Source organism: Streptomyces sp. NBC_01077, from assembly GCF_045162855.1.
Taxonomy (GTDB): Bacteria; Actinomycetota; Actinomycetes; order Streptomycetales; family Streptomycetaceae; genus Streptomyces.
The window spans coordinates 4,169,980-4,190,560 of record NZ_CP108669.1; the positions used below are offsets into that span (position 1 = coordinate 4,169,980).

The 20,581-nt window shown below is 71.7% G+C and carries 18 protein-coding genes and 1 riboswitch; of the genes, 3 read left to right on the forward strand and 15 right to left on the reverse strand.

The features are described 5' to 3' along the window. Positions 1-25: 25 nt before the first annotated feature. From OG462_RS18545 to OG462_RS18585, 9 genes are all read right to left on the reverse strand, one after another. Positions 26-1,333, reverse strand: a complete 1,308-nt coding sequence (locus tag OG462_RS18545) for a class I SAM-dependent methyltransferase (protein WP_406058919.1) — start codon at positions 1,331-1,333, stop codon at positions 26-28. Between the two features lie 189 nt (positions 1,334-1,522). Next, positions 1,523-2,902, reverse strand: a complete 1,380-nt coding sequence (locus OG462_RS18550) for an NAD(P)/FAD-dependent oxidoreductase (protein ID WP_406058921.1) — start codon at positions 2,900-2,902, stop codon at positions 1,523-1,525. 369 nt (positions 2,903-3,271) lie between these two features. Further along, positions 3,272-4,186 carry an exopolyphosphatase gene (locus tag OG462_RS18555; RefSeq protein ID WP_406058923.1) on the reverse strand — a complete coding sequence of 305 codons (915 nt, stop codon included), beginning with the start codon at positions 4,184-4,186 and terminating at the stop codon, positions 3,272-3,274. Continuing rightward, a complete protein-coding gene (locus OG462_RS18560; RefSeq protein ID WP_406058925.1) occupies positions 4,183-4,785 on the reverse strand; it encodes a DUF501 domain-containing protein in 603 nt (200 codons plus the stop codon). Before OG462_RS18560 ends, OG462_RS18555 begins: the two co-directional genes overlap by 4 nt. 32 nt (positions 4,786-4,817) lie before the next feature. Further along, complete coding sequence (locus OG462_RS18565; RefSeq protein ID WP_015034100.1) at positions 4,818-5,288, reverse strand: septum formation initiator family protein; 471 nt, start codon at positions 5,286-5,288, stop codon at positions 4,818-4,820. Positions 5,289-5,392: 104 nt separating this feature from the next. After that, positions 5,393-6,679: a phosphopyruvate hydratase gene (gene eno / locus OG462_RS18570; RefSeq protein ID WP_406058927.1), complete on the reverse strand. Its 1,287-nt coding sequence runs from the start codon at positions 6,677-6,679 to the stop codon at positions 5,393-5,395. A gap of 334 nt (positions 6,680-7,013) precedes the next feature. Further along, on the reverse strand, positions 7,014-7,727 hold the full coding sequence (locus OG462_RS18575) for a transglycosylase family protein (RefSeq protein ID WP_406058929.1): 714 nt from the start codon (positions 7,725-7,727) through the stop codon (positions 7,014-7,016). 3 nt (positions 7,728-7,730) lie between these two features. Beyond that, a riboswitch (cyclic di-AMP (ydaO/yuaA leader) is annotated at positions 7,731-7,904 on the reverse strand. A gap of 258 nt (positions 7,905-8,162) precedes the next feature. Continuing rightward, positions 8,163-9,263 carry a transglycosylase family protein gene (locus tag OG462_RS18580; protein WP_406058931.1) on the reverse strand — a complete coding sequence of 367 codons (1,101 nt, stop codon included), beginning with the start codon at positions 9,261-9,263 and terminating at the stop codon, positions 8,163-8,165. 150 nt (positions 9,264-9,413) lie between these two features. Beyond that, positions 9,414-10,769 (reverse strand): cytochrome P450, encoded by a 1,356-nt coding sequence (locus tag OG462_RS18585; protein ID WP_406058933.1) that lies wholly within the window; start codon positions 10,767-10,769, stop codon positions 9,414-9,416. Positions 10,770-10,865: 96 nt separating this feature from the next. On the opposite strand from OG462_RS18585, the gene OG462_RS18590 reads away from it, so the two are divergent. Further along, positions 10,866-12,065, forward strand: coding sequence for a globin domain-containing protein (locus tag OG462_RS18590; RefSeq protein WP_406058935.1), 1,200 nt, complete (start codon positions 10,866-10,868; stop codon positions 12,063-12,065). Between the two features lie 13 nt (positions 12,066-12,078). On the opposite strand, the gene OG462_RS18595 is transcribed toward OG462_RS18590, so the two are convergent. The 3 genes from OG462_RS18595 to OG462_RS18605 all read right to left on the reverse strand — a co-directional run bounded on the left by OG462_RS18595 (position 12,079) and on the right by OG462_RS18605 (position 14,814). Then, the gene (locus OG462_RS18595; protein WP_406058937.1) at positions 12,079-13,050 is read right to left on the reverse strand and encodes a nucleoside triphosphate pyrophosphohydrolase; all 972 of its coding nucleotides are present in this window, start codon (positions 13,048-13,050) and stop codon (positions 12,079-12,081) included. 19 nt (positions 13,051-13,069) lie between these two features. Next, positions 13,070-13,714, reverse strand: coding sequence for a SurA N-terminal domain-containing protein (locus OG462_RS18600; protein ID WP_406058939.1), 645 nt, complete (start codon positions 13,712-13,714; stop codon positions 13,070-13,072). A gap of 80 nt (positions 13,715-13,794) precedes the next feature. Further along, the gene (locus OG462_RS18605; RefSeq protein WP_406058941.1) at positions 13,795-14,814 is read right to left on the reverse strand and encodes a glycosyltransferase family 2 protein; all 1,020 of its coding nucleotides are present in this window, start codon (positions 14,812-14,814) and stop codon (positions 13,795-13,797) included. Between the two features lie 126 nt (positions 14,815-14,940). Between OG462_RS18605 and OG462_RS18610 the strand changes: the two genes are divergently transcribed. After that, on the forward strand, positions 14,941-17,391 hold the full coding sequence (locus OG462_RS18610; protein ID WP_406058943.1) for a YfhO family protein: 2,451 nt from the start codon (positions 14,941-14,943) through the stop codon (positions 17,389-17,391). On the opposite strand, the gene OG462_RS18615 is transcribed toward OG462_RS18610, so the two are convergent. From OG462_RS18615 to OG462_RS18625, 3 genes are all read right to left on the reverse strand, one after another. Next, entirely contained in the window at positions 17,333-17,857 is a 525-nt protein-coding gene (locus OG462_RS18615) for a GNAT family N-acetyltransferase (protein ID WP_406058945.1), read from the reverse strand. The two genes, OG462_RS18610 and OG462_RS18615, sit on opposite strands and share 59 nt — an antisense overlap. Next, on the reverse strand, positions 17,854-18,588 hold the full coding sequence (locus tag OG462_RS18620; RefSeq protein ID WP_406058946.1) for a DUF2625 domain-containing protein: 735 nt from the start codon (positions 18,586-18,588) through the stop codon (positions 17,854-17,856). The genes OG462_RS18615 and OG462_RS18620 overlap by 4 nt, the downstream gene beginning before the upstream one ends. Positions 18,589-18,714: 126 nt before the next feature. Then, positions 18,715-19,737, reverse strand: a complete 1,023-nt coding sequence (locus OG462_RS18625; protein ID WP_406058948.1) for an AraC family transcriptional regulator — start codon at positions 19,735-19,737, stop codon at positions 18,715-18,717. A 293-nt stretch (positions 19,738-20,030) separates the two neighbouring features. Between OG462_RS18625 and OG462_RS18630 the strand changes: the two genes are divergently transcribed. After that, on the forward strand, positions 20,031-20,576 hold the full coding sequence (locus tag OG462_RS18630; protein WP_406058950.1) for a MepB family protein: 546 nt from the start codon (positions 20,031-20,033) through the stop codon (positions 20,574-20,576). Positions 20,577-20,581 lie beyond the last annotated feature (5 nt).

Below are 20,581 nucleotides of genomic sequence, written 5' to 3' on the forward strand. Positions count from 1 at the left end.
AGGCCGGCCCTTCGCCGTACGCGGGTCAGGCCTTCTCGTTCCAGACGCGCGGCCGCAGCGCCGTGCCGCTCTTCCCCGACAGAGGGGTCTTCACGGCGAGGAACTGGTTCACGCCGATCCGGTTGCGCTCGAAGGAGACGGCCGAGGCCGCCATGTAGAGCCGCCAGATCCTGGCCCGGCCGGGTGAGGTGAGCCGGACCGCCCGGTCCCAGTTCCGCTCCAGGTTGGCCACCCAGCGGCGCAGGGTGAGCGCGTAGTGCTCGCGGATCGCCTCGACGTCCCTGACCTCGAAGCCGGCGTCCTCCAGAGTGCTCAGCGTGCGGCCCATGGGGGCGAGTTCGCCGTCGGGGAAGACGTACGCGTCGATGAAGACGTCGACCTCGTACGCCTCCTCGTCGGGCTCGGGGCGCCGCGAGATCTGGTGGTTGAGGAGCCGTCCGCCGGGCCTGAGGAGCCCGTGGAGGATGTCGGCGTACTCCCGGTACTGAACGGCGCCGACGTGCTCGGCCATGCCGATCGAGGAGATCGCGTCGTACGGGCCGTCCGTGACGTCCCGGTAGTCCTGGACGCGGATCTCGATCAGGTCGGTCAGGCCCTCGTCGGCGATCCGCTTGCGGGCGTACGCGGCCTGCTCGCGGGAGAGGGTGATGCCGACGACCCTGGCCCCGTACTCCCGGGCGGCGTGGAGGGCCATGGAGCCCCAGCCGCAGCCCACGTCGAGGAGCCGGTCGCCCTCCTTGAGGTTCAGCTTGCGGGCGATGAGGTCCAGCTTGTCGCGCTGGGCGTCCTCCAGGGTCGCGTCGGGGCCGTCGGAGGCCCAGTACGCGCACGAGTAGACCATCGACGGGCCGAGGACCAGCTCGTAGAAGTCGTTGCCCACGTCGTAGTGGTGACTGATCGCCTGCTTGTCGCGGCGCCGGGTGTGCCGGCCGCCGCTGCGGCCGCGCATCTCCTCGGCCGGCGGCTGCGGCGGCAGCGGCGGTCCCGCGAGCTTCAGCAGGGCGCCTGCTGCGGCGCGCAGCCTGGGGTCGCGCGCGGACGCGAGCAGGCCCCTGGTGTCCTCGTCACGCTCCCAGAGCAGGCCCGAAAGCCCGTCGAGGAGCTCGTACAGGTCTCCCTCGACGTCGAGTTCCCCGGCCACCCAGGCGCGGGCCAGGCCCAGTTCGCCGGGCTTCCAGATCATCCTCCGCAGGGCGCGGCGGTCTCGGACGACCAGGACGGGGCCTCCCACGGGACCGGCCTCACTGCCGTCCCAGGCTCGCAGTCGGACCGGGAGCGGTCCTCCGAGGAGTTCCTCGGCGAGAGTCGTCAGCCGCGACGCGGCGTCGGCCATGGTGCACACCTCCGTGATCTCGTGCCCCAGAAATGCTCGTCACCAAGGGAACACCGTCCGTAGGCGTTTACAGTCCCGCCGCAGCGCAATCAGTCGGCAAAACACGCGAAGGGCCGTCCGCACCACGGATGGCGGACGGCCCTTTCGGGTACTGCGTGTACTGCTGCGCCTCAGGAGGCTGCCGGGACCTTAGGAGGCCTTGGCCTTCTCCTGTGCCGGGGCGGCCGGCGCGGGAGCGGGCTTGGCGGCCTCGTAGAACTCCTCGCGCGGCGTCTCCATGGCACCCAGGGAGACGACCTCGCGCTTGAGGAACATCGCGAGGGTCCAGTCGGCGAAGACGCGGATCTTGCGGTTCCAGGTCGGCATCGCCATGCCGTGGTAGCCGCGGTGCATGTACCAGGCGAGACGGCCCTTGAGCTTGATCTTCACCTTGCCCATGACGATCATCGCGACGCCCTTGTGCAGACCGAGTCCGGCCACCGCGCCCTTGTTGGCGTGGCTGTACTCCTTCTGCGGGAAGCCGCGCATGCCGGACACGACGTTGTCGCCGAGGACCTTGGCCTGACGCAGGGCGTGCTGGGCGTTCGGCGGGCACCAGGCGTTCGGGTTGCCCGCCTTGCGGCCGACCATGTCCGGGACCTGGGCGTTGTCGCCCGCGGCCCAGGCGTAGTCGAGGCCGTTGATCTGGAGCTTCTCGTTGCAGTCCACGTGGCCGCGGGGGCCGAGCGGCAGACCGAAGCGGGAGAGCGCCGGGTTGGGCTTCACGCCGGCGGTCCACACGATCGTGTTGGAGTCGACCTCGAGGCCGTTCTTCAGCACGACGTGGCCGTCGACGCAGGAGTCCATGGAGGTTTCGAGGTAGATCTCGATACCGCGGCCCTCGAGGTGCTCCTTGCCGTACTGGCCGAGCTTCGGGCCCACCTCGGGGAGGATCTTGTCGGCCGCGTCGACCAGGACGAAGCGCATGTCCTCGCGCGACACGTTCTGGTAGTACTTCGCGGCGTCACGGGCCAGGTCCTCGACCTCGCCGATGGTCTCCGCGCCGGCGAAGCCGCCGCCCACGAAGACGAAGGTCAGCGCCTTGCGGCGGACCTCCTCGTCGGTGGTCGAGTCGGCCTTGTCGAGCTGCTCGAGGACGTGGTTGCGCAGGCCGATGGCCTCCTCGATGCCCTTCATGCCGATGCCCTGCTCGGCGAGGCCGGGGATCGGGAAGGTGCGGGAGACGGCGCCCATCGCGATGACCAGGTAGTCGAAAGGCAGCTCGTACGCCTCGCCGACGAGCGGCGCGATCGTGGCGACCTTGCGGTCCTGGTCGATGGTGGTGACCCGGCCGGTGAGCACCTCGGCTCCGCGCACGACGCGTCGCAGCGGGACGACGACGTGGCGCGGCGAGATGCTGCCGGCGGCGGCTTCGGGGAGGAAGGGCTGGTAGGTCATGTACGACCGCGGGTCGACGACCGTGACGGTCGCCTCCGCGTAGCGCATCTTCTTGAGGATGCGCCGAGCTGCGTACAGGCCTACGTACCCGCCGCCTACTACGAGGATCCTGGGACGCTCCGTGGTGCTCATGAGATCGAGTATCCACCCCTCCTGAGGGGGGTGCTCGTGCGCCCCTTCACAAGGTCTCCGGGTACCTCTGCTACACTCCGCCGCCCACGTGATCCATGTCATGGTGCTGCAAAGGAACCGGGGTGCGGGGGCGGACGTTGTTCACCCCTTGTGAACTGGCCCGGAGAGCCTCCGTTAACGCTGAACCACGGTGCCCGTTCACGCGATGGAAACAACGAGCGAATCGGCCTCCACGCCTGCGAAAGGGCCCTGAGGCGCCCCTCGGAGGGCCCAATGACCCCCTTCAGGCGCCACCAGGGCCCTTTTCCTTGTGAAGAACTTCACGAACTTTCCCGACGGCATGTCGCCGGGGGCGTCGATAGATGCCCGCTATGCCACGGATAGGGCGATCCCATCGAGGATGTCGTGCTCACTGACGACGACCTCGTGGGCTCCGACACGCTCGACGATCTCCCTCAGGACGATGGCCCCGGCGATGATCACGTCGACCCGGCCGGGGTGGATGACGGGGATCGCGGCCCGCTCGGCGTGCGTGGAGGCGAGCAGCCGGTCGGTCACCTCGGCGACCTGCGCGGCGGAGATCCGGGCGTGGTGGATCTTCTCGGAGTCGTACTCCGGGAGCCCGAGGGCGATCGCGGCGACCGTGGTGACCGAGCCGGCGAGCCCCACGAGGGTCCCGGCGGTGTCGATCGGGACGGTCTCGGCGGCGAGGTCGAGCGCGGCCCGGACGTCGGCGCGGATCGCGTCGGCCTCCTCGGCGGTCGGCGGGTCGTGCCGGACGTGCCGCTCGGTGAGCCGGACGCAGCCGATGTCGACGGAGCGGGCGGCCTCGACGTGCTTGTTGCCGGTGACGAACTCGGTGGAGCCGCCGCCGATGTCCACGACGAGGTACGTCTCCGTGCCGTGCAGCTCACCGGTGGCGCCGGTGAAGGAGAACGCGGCCTCCTGGTCGCCGGTGATCACCTCGGGCTCGACGCCGAGGATCTCCACGACCCCGTTCACGAAGTCCTCGCGGTTCTCGGCGTCGCGGGAGGCGGAGGTGGCGACGAAGCGCAGCTTCTCGGCCCCCAGCTCCTTGATGACCTCGGCGTACTCGCGGCAGGCCGCGAAGGTCCGCTCCAGGGCCTCGGGCGCGAGCCGGCCCGTCCTGTCGACGCCCTGCCCGAGCCGGACGATCGTCATCCGCCGGTCCAGCTCGACGAGGTCACCCGTCTCGGGGTGGATGTCGGCGACGAGGAGGCGGATGGAGTTCGTGCCGCAGTCGATTCCGGCGACGCGGGTCACTTCTCCTCCTCGTCCACCGGCTTGACGGCGAAGTGGCCGCCCTCGGACTGCTCCACCGTCCAGCCGTCCTCTTCCTTCGGCGTCACGCACGGCGTCACGCAGGCGCCCTTCGCCCACCACTCGGGCAGCATCGCGAGCGCCTCGTCGCCGAACGGGTTGACGCCCGGTCCCGCGGCCAGCGAGTGGCCGACGAGGACGTGCAGGCACTTCACACGGTCCGGCATGCCGCCGGCGCTGGGGAAGCCCTCCAGGACATCGATGGCGTCACGGCGCGCGATGTAGTCCTCGTGCGCGGCCCGGTAGGCGGCGGCGAGCTCCGGGTCGGTGGCGAGCCGGGCCTGCATCTCCTTCATGACCCCGTTGGCCTCCAGGGTGCCGATCGCCGAGGCCGCCCGGGGGCAGGTCAGGTAGTACGTGGTCGGGAACGGCGTGCCGTCGGGGAGGCGCGGCGCGGTCTCGACGACGTCCGGGTTGCCGCACGGGCAGCGGTGCGCGATGGCGCGCAGGCCGCGGGGCGGCCGGCCGAGCTGCAGCTCGAAGGCGGCGATGTCCTGCTCGGTGGGCTCGGTGCGTTCGGTCTGCGGAGGGGGCGTTTCCATGTCTGCCTTGCTCGTCTGGTGCGGAGGAGGGGTCAGGGGCGGTCGGCGTGGTCGACGCCGTCCCAGAGGTTGTCGTACCAGGGGCGGTCCGCCGCGCCCTGGTCGCCGCGGGGCCGTTGCTCCGCGTCGGGGTCGTTCACGGTGAAGCCGGTCTCGCCGGGCAGCACGTAGTGGAGGTGCTCGCGGGCGAGGCGGCGGACGTAGGCCGGGTCCTGGAGGCGGGCCTTCTCGTCCCTGAGTTCCTCGACCCGCCGGGCGGCCTCGGCGGCCCGGCGCTCCTGCTCTGCGATCTCGCCCTGCTGGGAGACATAGCTCCGCATGGGGTAGGCGAGCGCCACGACGAGGGAGCAGACGACCAGGGCGAGGAAGGCCGCGCGGCCGGTGAGCCGGGAGCGGCGGGCCTGGCGGCGGGTCTGGGAGCGGTAGACACGGGCGGCGGTCTGCTCGCCGAGCAGCCTGATCCGGGTCGCGGTGGAGAACCGGTCCCGGTCCTTCGCGGCCATGTCGTGTCGCCTCCCCTGTTCACGCGGACGTCCCCGCACACGGTACGGGACCGAGTACGGGGACGTACGGAAGCTGCCCTGCGGTGAGGCTCAGCCCTTGAAGATCAGCCCTTGAAGCGCGGGAAGGCGCTGCGGCCGGCGTAGACCGCGGCGTCGTCGAGGATCTCCTCGATGCGCAGCAGCTGGTTGTACTTGGCGACGCGGTCCGAGCGGGCCGGGGCGCCGGTCTTGATCTGGCCGCAGTTCACCGCGACCGCGAGGTCGGCGATGGTGACGTCCTCGGTCTCGCCGGAGCGGTGGGACATCATGCACTTGAAGCCGCTGCGCTGGGCGAGCTCGACGGCGTCGAGGGTCTCGGTCAGCGAGCCGATCTGGTTGACCTTGACCAGGAGGGCGTTCGCGGTGCCCTCCTCGATGCCACGGGCCAGGCGCTCCGGGTTGGTGACGAAGAGGTCGTCGCCGACGATCTGGACCTTGGCGCCCAGCTTGTCGGTGAGGACCTTCCAGCCGGCCCAGTCGTCCTCGTACAGCGGGTCCTCGATGGAGACCATCGGGTACGCGGAGACGAGCTCCTCGTAGTACTCGGTCATCTCGGCGGCCGAGCGGGACTTGCCCTCGAACTCGTACTTGCCGTCCTTGTAGAACTCGGACGCGGCGACGTCGAGCGCGAGCGCGACGTCGGAGCCCGGGGTGTAGCCGGCCTCCTTGATGGCCTCGATGATGAGGTCGAGGGCCGCGCGGTTCGACTCGAGGTTCGGGGCGAAGCCGCCCTCGTCGCCGAGGCCGGTGGAGAGGCCCTTGCGCTTCAGCACGCCCTTGAGCGTGTGGTAGATCTCGGCACCCCAGCGGAGGGCCTCGGAGAAGGACTCCGCGCCGATCGGGGCGATCATGAACTCCTGGATGTCCACGTTGGAGTCGGCGTGCGACCCACCGTTGAGGATGTTCATCATCGGAACGGGCAGCAGGTGCGCGTTCGGGCCGCCGAGGTAGCGGAAGAGCGGGAGGTCCGAGGCCTCGGACGCGGCGTGCGCGACGGCGAGGGAGACGCCGAGGATGGCGTTGGCGCCGAGCGAGCCCTTGTTCTCCGTGGCGTCCAGGTCGAACATGGCCTGGTCGATCAGGCGCTGCTCGGTGGCGTCGTAGCCGACGAGCTCCGGGCCGATCTGCTCGATGACGGCGAGGACGGCCTTCTCGACACCCTTGCCCAGGTAGCGGTTCGGGTCACCGTCGCGAAGCTCGATGGCCTCGAACGCACCGGTGGAGGCGCCGGACGGAACAGCAGCACGACCGGTGCTGCCGTCGTCGAGGCCGACCTCGACCTCGACCGTGGGGTTGCCTCGGGAGTCCAGGATTTCCCGGGCTACGACGACGTCGATGGACGGCACGAGCATCTCCTTTTTGGGATGTGACGCTGGATGTGACGCAAGGTCGGTGCAGGGTCGCTCGGCCTTGCGACAAGAGCCTAACCGGCTCAGGGGCTCCGGTCGGCCTGGCGCCCGCCCGCTGGGACGAAAAAGGACCCAAGGGCATGCATCTCGGGACGAAGGACCCCGTATCTACCGGGCGGTAACCACGAGGTCCATCGGTCGGTGCCCACGCGTGGGGCTCGAAACGGGGGAACCCCGGACCGGTGCGCACGGGGGATGGGCGCGCCGGTCCGGGGTGGTCACCGCGGGAGGGTCGGAGGGGCCGCGTGAGCCGCCGGACTCACGCGGGCCGCCGGGCTCACTTCAGGTGAAGCTGCTGGCCCGGGTAGATGAGGTCGGCGTTCTCGACGACGTCCTTGTTCAGCTCGAAGAGCTTGGCCCAGCCGCCCTTGACGCCGTGCGCCTGAGCGATCTTGCTGAGGGTGTCGCCGGCCTTGACCTTGTACTCGCCGTCACCCTTCTTGACCTTCTTGCCGGTCGGGGTGGTGACGGTCTTCTTCGCGGCGGCCTTGGGCGCGGCCTGCTGCGTGGTCTGCTTCGGGGCCTGGCGCTGCTCGCTGCGGGTGGTCGGCTGCTCGGCCTTCCGCTCCGGCTGCGGGGCGCTCTGCTGCGGCGCGCTCTCGGCGGCACTCTCGGGCGAGGCGCTGGAGAGGCCCACACCACAGGACGGCCAGGCGCCCTTGCCCTGGCCCGCGAGGACCTTCTCGCCGATGGCGATCTGCTGGGCCTTCGTGGCCTGGTGGGCGTTCGGGGCGTACGCGGTGCCACCGAAGGCGGCCCACGTGGACGGCGTGAACTGCAGGCCGCCGTAGAAGCCGTTGCCCGTGTTGATGGACCAGTCGCCGCCGGACTCGCACTGGGCGACGCGGTCCCACTCGGAGACCGTGGCGGCCGAGGCGGTGCCCGCGGTCATCAGCGGGGCGGCGACGGCGACACCGGTGACGCCGACGAGCGTGACGACCTGGGTGGCCTTGGAGGGACGACGGTGTTTGCCCTTGCCGGAAAACAGCATGGAGATTCTCCTCACCGACGCCTACGAGGTGAGCTGTCGGGTTCGGGCCAATGAGTTGCCCGGCCGCGTGTCCTAGCACGCGGCTTCACCCCAAGCCGATCGTCGGCCGTCTGTCTCAACGGCCGGGGCCGGCACTTACCTTGGGTCCCCCGCTCCTGCCTTCGGCGCTTACGCGACGACAATTCCCATCGGCCGACGGCAGGATTCGGCGTTTCGGTCGACGGGGCCCGCGGTGGCGAGCGGTGACGACCGTAGACACAGACCCACCGGAAGTTCAAAGAGGCATATTGCGGAAATTTCGCCCCTACTTGCCTTCCGGTGGGGGGTGTTTGTGCAGGTGAGAGGTGACGGGAGCAAAGTTTGCGGGCGTGACACGCCAGTTGGGGCGAAGAGACCCATGTCTCACTTGCCTATAACCGGACATACGCCCCTGAATCACTCGGCCGCGATGGGCGAACCGTTCGTCAGGTCGAGGCTCTGACCAGGAAGGATGAGGTCCGGATCGATGCCCACGGTCTGCCGGTTGGCATCGTAGAGGGCGGTCCAGCCTCCGGGGAGTTCGTTCTCCTGTGCAATGTCGGACAGGCTGTCGCCGGGCTGCACGAGATACGCGCCCGAGTTGCCCTGACTGTCCGTTGCGTCCGATTCCTTCGAAGCGTCAGTCGACGGCTTCTCCAGGGGCTTTCCGGTCACCTTGCTATCAGATGAGGCGTGTCGACCTGATTCTGCCGAACTGTCCGAGTTGCCGCTTTCCTCCGGGGCGGCGTCGCCCCGGTGCTTCCCGCTTCCGGGAGTGGTCGGCGACGCGCCGTCCTCCGGCACGCCGGGCGTGGTGGGCGTCCCCGGAGCACCCGGGGTGACCGATGCATCGGGCGTGCCCGGGGTGGTGGGCACGGTCGCGTCGCCGGGGTCGGTCGACGCGGGAGGGCTCGCCGGGGTGGTCGACGTGACGGGAGCGGTCGGCGAGACGGGCGTGGCGGACGCGGCGGGCGTGACGGGAGCGGTCGGCGAGACCGTCCCCGTGGCCTTCTTCGTGGCCCCGCCGGAGGCGGTGGAGCCCGTCGAGGCCCCCGGAAGCCCCGAGGTCCGGTTCGACTCGGCGACCGGCCCCGTGGGGGCCTTGGGGATGCTCGTGGGGCCGGGGTCCACGCCGGGCGACGTGCCGTCGTTCGTCAGGCCGGCGATCGGCGCGCAGGTGGCCCACTCGGTGGAGCCCTTGGCGAGGGCCTTCTCGGCCACCGCGATCTGCTGGCCGCGACTGGCCAGGTCGGGGCTGGGCGCGTACGCCAGGCCGCCGTTCCGCTCCCAGCTGTCCTGGGTGAACTGGAGGCCGCCGTACATGCCGTTGCCGAAGTTGGCACTCCACTGGCCGCCGGACTCGCACTCGGCGACCCGGTCCCAGGTGGCGGCGTCGGCGGCGGAGGCGGATCCGGTGGCGAGCAGCGGCAGCGCCATGGCGGATCCGGTCACGCCCGCGGCGACGACGATTGCGGGGGCCTGACGGGGGCGACGGTGTCGTCCGTTCCCGGAACGCATAGGAGCGCCTTTCGCGTGACGGCTGTGATGACGGGCCGAGTTGTCGGACCGGGTCGAGTTACTCAACCAAGTTGACGAACTGAGCTGACGGGGAACGTAGCCGTATTCGAACGCTCATCACAAGTCGATGCACCCGCGATCACGTGAAGATCACAGTTCTGACGGTCCGTCATTCCGCGGGAGTCGTACGGAAGGGGAGAACTCCACCGGAAGCGTGCGCAAACCACGCATGATGAGCCCTCCGCGCCACCGAAGTTCGTCCGGATCGGCGGCAAGTCGCAGGTCCGGCAGCCGAGTCAGCAGGGTGGCGAGCGCCGTCTGCCCTTCGAGCCGCGCGAGCGGCGCGCCCAGGCAGTAGTGGATGCCGTGCCCGTACCCGAGGTGCTGGTTGTCGCGCCGGGCGAGGTCCAGGACGTCCGGCCCGTCGAACCGCTCCGGGTCCCGGTCGGCGGCGGCGAGCACCACGAGGACGGGATCGCCTGCCGGGATGTCCTGCCCGCCGATGGTCAGCGGCTCGGTCGCGTACCGCCAGGTGGCCATCTCCACCGGCCCGTCGTACCGCAGCAGCTCCTCGATCCCGGTCTCCAGGAGCCCGGTCTCGCCCGCCGCGACCGAGGCCTGGAGCCGCTCGCGCTGCTCGGGGTGGCGCAGGAGCTGGTACATGCCGTTGCCGATGAGGTTGACGGTCGTCTCGAAGCCGGCGAAGAGAAGGATGAAGGCCATGGCGGCGGCCTCGTTCTCGGTGAGGTGCTCGCCGTGGTCGGAGGCCTTGATGAGCCCCGAAATGAGGTCGTCGCCGGGTTCCTCGCGCTTGCGGTGGATCAGCTCGGCGAGATAGCCGCGCATCTTCTTCACCGACCGCGCGACCCCGCCGCGCGGGCCGCCGCCGTGCCGGATCATCATCCCGGCCCAGTCGCGGAAGTCGTCCTGGTCCTCCTCGGGCACGCCGAGCAGGTCGCAGATCGCGTAGATGGGCAGCGGGAAGGCGAACTCGTGGATGAGGTCCGCGCTCCCCTTCTCCACGAAGGAGTCGATGAGCCGGTCGGTCAGCTCCTGCACGCGCGGGGTGAACTCGGCGACCCGGCGCGGGGTGAAGGCCTTCGAGACGAGCCGCCGCAGCCGCGTGTGGTCCGGCGGGTCGATGTTGAGCAGATGGGTCATCAGCTCGGCCTTGCGCTCGCCCGGGATGCCCGTCTTGCCCTTGGCGTGCGGGGACTCGTCGTGGTGCGCCGGGTTCTTGGAGAGCCGCTGGTCGGCGAGGGCCTGCCGGGCGTCCCCGTACCGCGTCACGAGCCAGGCCTCGACCCCGCTGGGCAGCGTCGTCCGGTGCACGGGCGCGTGCTCGCGGAGCCAGGCGTACGCGGGGTACGGATCGCTCGCGAACTCCCAGGTGAAGAGCTCGGGCGCGGGCTCGCGAGCCGGGGTCGGTGCGGGGCCGGAGACGGGGTCCGAGGCGGGGCCGGAGACGGGGCAGGAGGCGGGGCCGGGCCCGGGGGTGGTGCTCACCCTCCGACCGTACAGGGCGGTCCGGAAGGTGAGGTCTGTCGGATCCTGCGATCAAGAAGGGGGCCGTGCCCTAGATTCTTGTCGGTGGATCCTCAGATGCTCAGAAGCACGTTCGCGGTCGTCGAGAGACGGGCCGAACACGCCGTCACCTTCTTCTACTCGCATCTTTTCTGGAACAACCCCGCCATGCGCGAGCTGTTCCCCGAGGACATGCAGCCCCAGCGGGACCGGCTCTTCGCCGCGCTCACCCATGTGGTGACCCACCTGGAGGACCCGGGGCTCGCGGAGTACCTGGGCCGGCTGGGCCGCGACCACCGGAAGTTCCTCGCCTCCCCCGCGCTCTACGCCGCCGTCGGGTCGAGCCTGCTCGCCGCCTTCGCGCACGCCGCCGGTGCCGCCTGGACGCTTGAGGCGGAGAAGGCCTGGACCGAGGCGTACGGGCACGTCGCCGACCTCATGCTGACGGGCGCCGAGGAGGCCTCGGAGGCCGGGGAGCCGGCCTGGTGGGACGCGGACGTCGTCCGGCACGAGCGGTACGGAGAGGATCTGGCCGTCCTCACCCTGCGGCCCCGGCAGCCGCTCGCCTTCCTCCCCGGGCAGTACGTCAGCGTCAGCTCGCTGCGTGTCCCGCGCGTCTGGCGCACCTACTCGCTCGCGGACGCGCCCCGCCCCGACGGCACGGTCGAACTGCATGTGAGCCGGATCCCGGGCGGCGCGATGAGCACGGCGCTCGTCGACGAGACGGGCCCGGGCGAGACCCTGCGGCTCAGCGCGCCCGGCGGCTGCCTGACCGCGTGTACGGAGCCGGGCGGACTCCGTACCTATATATGCGCGGGTACGGGCTGGGCGCCGGTGAAGGCGCTGCTCTCGGAGGCGGCGGAGGCCGAGCCGGAGCTGAAGGGCCGGCTGTTCGTCGTGGCGCGCGCGAAAGAGTATCTGTACGGGCGGCGGGACGCGGAGCGACTGAAGAAACGTCTCAGCGGACTCAGCGTCACCTACATCACCTCGGCCCCCGGCCACCGCAAGGACCAGGCGACCGAACGGCTCCTGCAGGCGCTGCGGGCCTGCGTCCACTGGCCCTCGCACGACGTCTACCTCGCCGGCCCGCCCGGCTTCCTGACGGAGGTCACGGAGGCGCTGCTGGAGCTCGGCACGGACCAGGCCCGGATCCACCACGACACCCTGCAGCCCGTGGGACGCTTCACGGTCCGCCCGAACACCGCGGCCGAACGCCTCCTGGGCCCGCCCGCACCGCTCTGGCACAACCCGGAGGCACGCGCGCCGCGCGAGCGCTGAACCGCACGCACTCCTACGCCTCGGCCGACACGCCCTCCGACGCGCGGATCGCGTCCCGGTACGTCTTGGCCGCCGCGCGCAGGGACGCCTCCGGGTCCACGCCCTCCGCCTCCGCCCGGACCGCGAGGGCCAGCAGGTCGTACCCGATGCCCTCGCCGGCCGGAAGGGGCACCGCGAGGCCCGCCGTTCGCACCCGGCCGCCGAGCTTCGCGGCGAGCGCGAGCCCCGGCTGGCCGAGCGGCACGCCGTCCGTCACGGACTCCCGCTGCTTCTCGATCGCCTTGGTGCGCAGCCAGTGGGCCCGTACCTCGTCCGGCGTCTCCGCCTTCTCGTCCCCGAAGACGTGCGGGTGCCGGTGGATCAGCTTCTCGACGAGGGTCCCGGCGACGTCGTCCACGGAGAAGGGCTCCTCCGGGTCGTCCTCGGCGATGCGGGCGTGGAAGACGACCTGCAGCAGGACGTCCCCGAGTTCCTCGCGCAGCTCGTCCCGGTCGCCGTTCTCGATCGCCTCGACGAGTTCGTACGCCTCCTCGATGCCGTACCTGGTGAGCTCCTTGTGCGTCTGCCGCGAGGACCACGGGCATTCGCGCCGGATGCGGTCCATGATCTGCACGAGGTCGAGGAGCCGGGCGCCGGGCAGGTCGTACGAGCCGGGCAGCAGCTCCAGGTCGGGCATCGTCAGGCGGCCCGAGCCGGCGAGCCGGGCGAGGCCGTCGGTCAGCGCCCGGTCGCCCTCGCCGGAGGGCAGCAGCAGGACCGTGCGGCCTCCGGCGCAGGCCTCGACGAGTTCCTCGGCGGTGGGCCGGAGGTGCTCGACGGCGACCCCGGCCTCCCGCAGGTACGGCAGCTGGGGGTGGTGCTCGTCGGGGCAGAGCACCCGGTCCGCGCCGTGCAGCGCCTGCCAGGCGGGCCAGGACAGCAGTCCGGGTGCCACGCGGTGGCTGGCGGTGAGCAGAACGATGCGGCCGGGGCTCTCAGAAGTCACCCCTCGAACTTACTCCGCCTCACGCACCGGCCGGGACGGCGCCCGGGTCCTGGCTGAGCTGGCGCAGCCAGGGCTCGGTGCTGTTCGCGAGCCGGACCTGGGCGTCGTCCCAGGCGCCGTAGCGCGGGTTCACGTCGATGCCGAGGTCCTTGGAGGCGGCGGAGAAGACCTCCGTCAGCTTCTTCTGGCCGTCGGGGGTGTCCGTGACGCCCAGCTTGGCGGCGATCTTGTTCATGAGGACGTTGCGGCGGACGAGGTCGTCGATCTGGCCGGGGGCCACGCCCTGCTCCTGGAGGAGGACGTCGGCGAGCCGCTCCTCGCCGCCGCTCTCGCGGACGAACGCGGTCCTGGTCTGCTGGAGCTCGGCGCGGGTGACGGTGACGCCGTTGTCCGCGGCGACCTTGTCGACGACCCGGTCGAAGATCATGACGTTGAGCTTGCGGCGGGGCAGGTCACCGGTGGCCTGGACGAGCTGGGCGGCCTGCGGGGAGCGCTCCTGTGCGGCGCGCACGTCCTGCACCTGTGCCTGCAGGCTGGAGACGTCGATCCGTTCGCCGCCGACGACGGCCGCCGCTCCTGGGTGGGCGTCACTGCCGCAGGCGGTGAGCAGCGGGGCCGCGGCGAGAAGCGCGGCGGAGACGGTGAGCGCAGTGCGGCGGTGCAAAGGAGCCTCCCGGGCTGGTCGTGCGTCAGTTGAACGACCTTGCGGTGATCGATGTTAGGGAGTCGCCCGGGCCGGAGCCACTACTTCGGTGCGACTGATTCCCACAACGACTCACCGGTACGCCGGGTGTCGGCCGGTACCACCTCTGTCTCCGCCCCCTCGCGCGTCCCTTCGTACGTCCCGCCGTGGGTCTCCTTGACCAGGTAGTGGGGCCGGCGCTTGACCTCGTAGTAGATGCGGCCGACGTACTCGCCGATCAGTCCGACCATCACCATCTGCACGCCGGCGAGGGCGGTGACGGCGACGAGGAGGGTGACGTATCCGGGGGTGTCGACGCCGTTGACCAGCGCGTCGCCGACGATCCAGGCCGCGTAGCCGAGGGCGACGAGGACGAGCAGGAAGCCGAGGTGGACGGCGGCCCTGAGCGGCTTGTTGTTGAAGGAGAGGAGGCCGTCGAGGCCGTAGTTGAGGAGCTTGCCGAAGGTCCACTTGGAGCGGCCCTGCTCGCGGACGGCGTTCTCGTACGAGAACGTCGTCGTCCGGAAGCCGACCCAGGAGAAGAGACCCTTGGAGAAGCGGTTGTACTCGCCGAGGCCGAGGATCGCGTCGACGGTACGGCGGGACAGCAGGCGGAAGTCCCCGACGCCGTCGACGAGCTCGACGTCGACGAGCCGGTTGATCGCCCAGTAGTAGATGCGGGCGGTCAGGGTGCGGGTGACGCGGTCGCCCTCGCGGGTACGGCGGGCGACGACCTGGTCGTACCCCTCGGCGTGCAGCGCGACCATGCGGTGCACCAGCTCGGGCGGGTGCTGGAGGTCGGCGTCCATGATCACGACGGCGTCGCCGGCGGCGTTGCGTAGGCCGGCCAGCATCGCCGCCTCCTTGCCGAAGTTCCGGCTGAAGGAGACGTACCGGACGTGGTGGGAGTCGCGCACGGCGAGCTCCTGGAGGAGCGGGAGCGTCCCGTCCCGGCTTCCGTCGTCCACGTAGACGATCTCGAACTCGCCGTCCAGCTTGGCGAGTTCACCGATCACGTGGTCATGGAAACGGGCGAGGACGTCTTCCTCGTTGAAGCACGGGACGACGATCGAGAGCAGCACGCGGACCACGACAACGGAGCCCGGTGTCCCGGCCGGTCCGCATGGATGGCCTTCAGGCGACCATTGAATGAACTGGGTGGCGGGGCCACGGTCTTCCCGGTCGGGCGCTGGCATATTCGAACCGTCATGTCGAACATCAAACGCCCGTGCCTCCTCGCCGCGCTCCTCACCGTCCTCGCCGTCTGCGGCGGGGACGCCGTCGCCCGGATCTTCCCCTTCGGGCCGCGCCACCGGGCCGTCAACGACCTCGCGAACCAGTTCGTGCCGTTCCACGCGCACCTGTGGGACCTGCTGCGCGGCCGGGCGGACGGCGGGCTGCTGCTCGACTGGCAGGCGGGCTGGGGCACGAGCTTCCTCCCCGACTACGGCACGTACGTGTCGAGCCCCTTCGCCCCGCTGGTCGCGCTCTTCCCGCGCGGGGACATCGAGTACGCGGTGTACGCGATCACCGTCCTCAAGACGGCGGTCGCCGCGGCGGCCATGACGTACCTGTTGCGCCGCCTCGGCCCCGGCGTCTGGTGGTGGGCTTCGGTCCTGGGCGCCTCGTACGCGCTCTGCGGCTGGTCGCTCGCGGAGGGCACGTACAACCCGATGTGGCTGGACGGCCTGATCGCCTTCCCGCTGCTCTGCCTGGTGGGCGAGTGGGTACGGGAGGGCAGGCGGCCGCTCCTCGGCCCGCTGGTGGTCGCGGTCTGCTGGGTGGCGAACTTCTACACGGCGTACATGGCGACGCTCGGCGCGGCCCTCGTCCTCCTCGTCCGGCTCGCGGTGACGGACCCGGAGGACGGCGCCGACGGCGACACGGCGTCGGGCAGCGTCGTCAGCCCCGTCCGCGGCACCATCCACAGCACCGCGTCGCGCGGCGCCGTCCGCACGGTGCTGCGGGCGGCGCTGACGACCGGCATCGGGATCGCCCTCGCCGCCCCCGTCCTCGTCCCCGTCTTCCTCGGCTCGCGCCACGCCCACCCGGGGCTGGTGAGGGAGTTCGACCCGGCGCCCGCCACCGACGTCCTCGCCCGGCTGCTCCCGGTGACGTACAGCTTCTCCACGCCGGCGGCCTTCGTCTCCACGGCGGTGCTGCTGCTCGTGGGCGCGCTGCTGTTCCGCCGCGAGATCCCTAGCCGGGAACGGTGGCTGTGGGCGGGCCTGTGCGGGGTGGTCGTGGCCTCGATGCAGTGGGGCCCGACGCACCTCCTGTGGCACGCGTTCGCGACGCCGAACGGCAGCCCGTACCGCCAGACGTTCGTCCTGTCCGGCGTCCTCGTCCTGGCCGCGTGGACGGGCTTCGCCCACGGTCTCCCGGACCGCCGGGCGCTCCTCGGCGGAACGGCGGTCGTGGCGATCCTGGCGGCGGGGTCGCTCCCGAGCCCCTTCCTCACGTCCTGGGCGCTGCTGCTCACGGCCGTGGGCCTGGCGGCGGTGGCCGGTGCGCTGCTGCTGCCGCGACGGGGGCGGTACGGGGCACTCGCCGCGCTCCTGGTCATCGGGACCGTGGTCGGCCAGGCCGCTGCGACGACGGCGTACGCGGACCGGGAACGTCTCGGCCGGCTCGACGACTACCCGCCGTGGGGCGCGGAGCACGAACGGCGGGCGGCGGCACTCGCGGAGGCGGACGGCTGGCCGGCGTACCGCACGGACTCGGGCCTGCCCCGGGTGGCGGGCAACGACCCGCTGCTCCTGGGCGGCCAGGGCGCCGCGTACTACAGCAGCCACACCCCGGCGGTCCTGACGGAGACGCTGACCGCGCTGGGCGGCGGCTGGACGTCCCGGGGCCGGAACCTGCTGAGCCTGGACAACCCGGTGACGGACGCGCTGTTCGGGGTGGGGGCGAGGTGGCGGGACGGCAAGATGGTCCGCGGGGAGCCCCTGCCGCTGGTGACGGTACGGCCGCCGGGCCCGCCCCCGGCCTACGGCAGGTCCCCCTTCCGCAACCAGGAACTCCTGCTCGGCACACGGGTGTACGAGGCTCCGCGGGCAGACGGCGCGTGCCCGGTCGGCACGGAGGTCTTCCTGTGGGCCCCCGACACGACGGGCACGGCCCGCCTGGGCCCGCACGAGACGCACCTGCTGGGCGGCCGGCCGAAGCGACGAGCGGCGATGACGTCACTGGGGATGCAGCGCGAGGCGGGCGAGAAGCCCACCGTCCCGTCCCCCGGCGGCGAGATCGCCTGCCTGAACCACGAACGCCTGCGGTCGGCGGTGACGGTCCTGCGCGCCCGTGCGGCGACGTCGATCGAGATCACGACGACGGGCGTACGGGCGGAACTCCCGCCCGGCGCCAGGGGCACAGCCGTGATGGCGGCCCCGAGCATCGCGGGCTGGCACTGCGAGAACGCGCCGGCGGAGTCGTACGGGGGGCTGCTCGCGGTCCCCGTCACGGAGGGGCAGAGGGAGATCTCCTGCACCTTCCGGCCTCCGGGCCTGCGCGCCGGACTGGGGGCGGGAGCGGGGGCGGGGGTGGCCCTGCTGCTCGTCCTCCTCTCCCCGCGATGGCGCCCGTACCGCATGTCGTCCCGCCTCAGCAGACCCGTCGCTCCCAGCGGATCTCGCCGTCCTCCACCCGGTCCGTCGGTGTGAGGCCGGCCGCTCGGGCCACCGCCGCCGAGGCCGTGTGGTCCGGGTGGACGTGGGCCACGATCGTGTGGGCGCCGTGCTCCAGCAGCAGGGCGACCAGGGCCTCCGCCGCTTCGCGCGCGATGCCCCGCCCCTGCCACTCCGTGCCGATCACCCAGGCGACCTCCGCGACCCGCCCGTCGTCCGTGAGCGTCGCCTGCACGGTTCCGGCCAGCCGGTTCTCGGTGCGGAGCCGGACGACCCAGTTGCACCAGACCGTCGCCGGGTCCGGTGAGCCGGCCGTCAACCGTTCGTACCGGGCCCGCAGTTCGGGCGCGGTCAGCGGGGCGCCGCCGATGAAGGTGTGCAGGGCCGGGTCGGCGAGGACCCCGGTCATCTCGTCGGCGTGCGCGACGGCGAGCGGTTCGAGGTCGAGGCGGGGCGTCCGTGCCGTGCGTGCGGTCACCGCCGCCCCCTCCCCGGCACTCATGCGTTCCCCAGGAAGCCCGGGTCCGTCTCGTCGAGCCCCGCGCCCGTCTCCCGCTCGAACTCCAGGAGTTCCGCCATCGTCACGACGCGCCGGCTGGTCGCGGCCAGGTCCCGGTGCGCCTCCTCCGACCACAGCGGCGGGTGGAGGGTGAGCCCCCGGTCTCCGTCCAGCCGACGGACCTCGTCCTGCCAGCCGGGCCAGCGCAGCCCCTCGTAGAACTCCTCCGTGCCACCGGACAGCATCCACGACAGCCAGGCCCCGTACCCGGCGCCCAGCGCGTCCCAGCTCAGCGAGTCGGGCGCGAAGTACACCATCTCGCCGGGCTGCCCCGGCAGCCCGACCTGCTCCGCGGGCCCGCCCTGGAGGACGAACACCCCGCCGAGGACGTCGTGGGCCACGACGAGACCCGCCTCGGGCCGCCACCCCGGGTCGGCCTCCGCGTCCGCCGGGTAGCCGTTGACCCGCGCGAGCGACGGCATCCGCCGGTCGTTGTCGGCGGCCGGGCTGCCGTACACCCGCAGCCAGCCGTCGTCGACGAACGCCCCGCCGCTGTACAGCACGAACGCCCCCAGGAACGACCGCACGGTCACCTGCGTCCGCAGCAGCGTGGCCGCACCCCCCGCCGCATCGGCGTCCAGCACCTCGACGCGTACGGGCGCCGCCCGCAGCTTCTCGCCGAGGACCGGCCACGCCGGGTCCTCGACCTCGATCAACTCACTCAGTTCACGCACCGGGGCATGCTCGCACGCCCGCCGCTGTCGTCCATGTCCCAGACCCCCTGATCGTTTCGCTTCCCCATGCCGCATCCCCCGTCTCGAACCGATCGAACGGCTCCGAGCCTAGGAAGCGCGTGATCATCAGGCTGTGCGCTCGGCGCGCACTTCCTTGACGCTCAGCGCACGCCCCGGCCGCCCCGCCGTCGCCCGCGCGCGGAATTCGGTCGGGCTCGCCCCGTACGCCTCCCGGAAGGACCGGCTGAACACCGCCGGTCCGCTGAACCCCCACCGCGCCGCGACCGCCTGCACGGGGTACGTGAGGAGCTCGGGCCGTTCGAGGTCGGCGCGGCAGCGTTCGAGCCGCCGCCGCCGGATGCGGGCCTGGACGGTCTCCTCCCCGGCACCCCTGAAGAGCTGGTGAAGGGTGCGGACGGAGAGGTTGTGGTGGGCCGCGACGTCGGCGGGGGTCAGCTCCGGATCGCCCAGGTTGTACTCGATGAAGGAGTGGATCCGGCGGAGCAGCGCCCGCGCGCGCACCTCGGCGGGGAGCTGCTTCTCGGTGTCCGTGTTCTGCGCCAGACAGGCCGCCGCGAGATCGATCGCGGTGGCTCCGATACGGCTCAGTTCGTCCGGCGTGCACGCGCCGCCGTGCGCGACGAGCGAGCGCAGGAAGTCGGCGAGGACCGCCCCCAGGCCGCTGCCGCCCGGCATCCGGCGGGCGAGCAGTCCGTCGAGCCGAGCGGCGCGCAACGGCAGTACGTCACGGGGCAGTTGGAGGATCACCAGCTGCCCGGGGTCGCCGTCGGAGACGTAACGGGCGTCGGAGGGCCGCGAGGTGTCCCAGAAGACGAGGTCCCCGACCTCGGCCTCGCAGCTGTTCCCGTTCTGGACGAGGGTCATCGCGCCCTTGGTCACCAGACCGAGCTGGTACTGCTCGGGGTCGCCCCGCCGGATCAGCGCGGGTGTGCGCTGCGAACGCAGCGGCGAGTAGGCGACCTTGGACACGTGCAGCTCCCCCAGGTCGAGGAGGGCCGCCTCGGCCGTGAAGTCGGCGGGCCGCTCGCTGGTGAGTCTGGTGGGCATCACCTCCCGCGAGATCATGTCCGCGAACCACTCGAACCGCTCCCCGTCGGGCAGCTCCCCCGACGACACCACCGACCACATCGATCGATTCCCCCGTTCCCCCGACGATCACGCCGACCCACGTCGGCCCATGCCGACCCATGCCGACCCATGCCGGCGCTGGCCAGAATGCATTGGCGGGAACGCAGTTGTCGCAGGGTTTCGTCACCGGCGTGGCGCGACGCTCCTCAGGGCCGCGACCGGCGTCACCCGCACGCGCCGCCGGGGCCGGTGCGATGCCGCCGCCGGGGCCGGTTTGCTGTGCCGCCGCCGGGGCCGGTGCAGTGCCGCCGCCGGGGCTGCCGCCGGGGCCGGGGCCGTGACAGGGTGGCCGCATGACGACCAGCCGTGCGCGTGCCTCCGACTCCGCCCCACCCCCCGGAGATCTCCTCGCGGCGCAGGCGCTCGTCTACGGCCCCTGCGGTCTCACCTGCTCACGGCCGGTGCCGGAAGCCGAGTCCGCCGATTACGCGGCCCACGCGTTCACCGTCGACGGCCGCTCCGTCCGGTTCCGGGTGGCGAGGACGACCCCCACCAAGGTCGGCCAGTTCGTCACCGTGTGGACGAGGTCGCCTGCCGGGCCGATCGCGCCTTTCGACACGGCGGACGGCATCGACCTGGTCGTCATCAGCTGCCGGGACCAGGACTCCGACGGCTTCGGCCAGTTCGTGTTCCCGGTGGAGGCGCTTCGCCGGCACGGCGTGGTCTCGGACGACGGAGCGGGCGGGAAGCGCGGGTTCCGCGTGTACCCGCCCTGGGTGACCACCACGAACGGCCAGGCCGCCCGTACGCAGACCTGGCAGCTGGACCACTTCCTGTACGTACCCGAGGACGGAACCCCCGTGGACCTGCCCCGGGCCCGCGGCCTCTACGCCCGCTGACACCC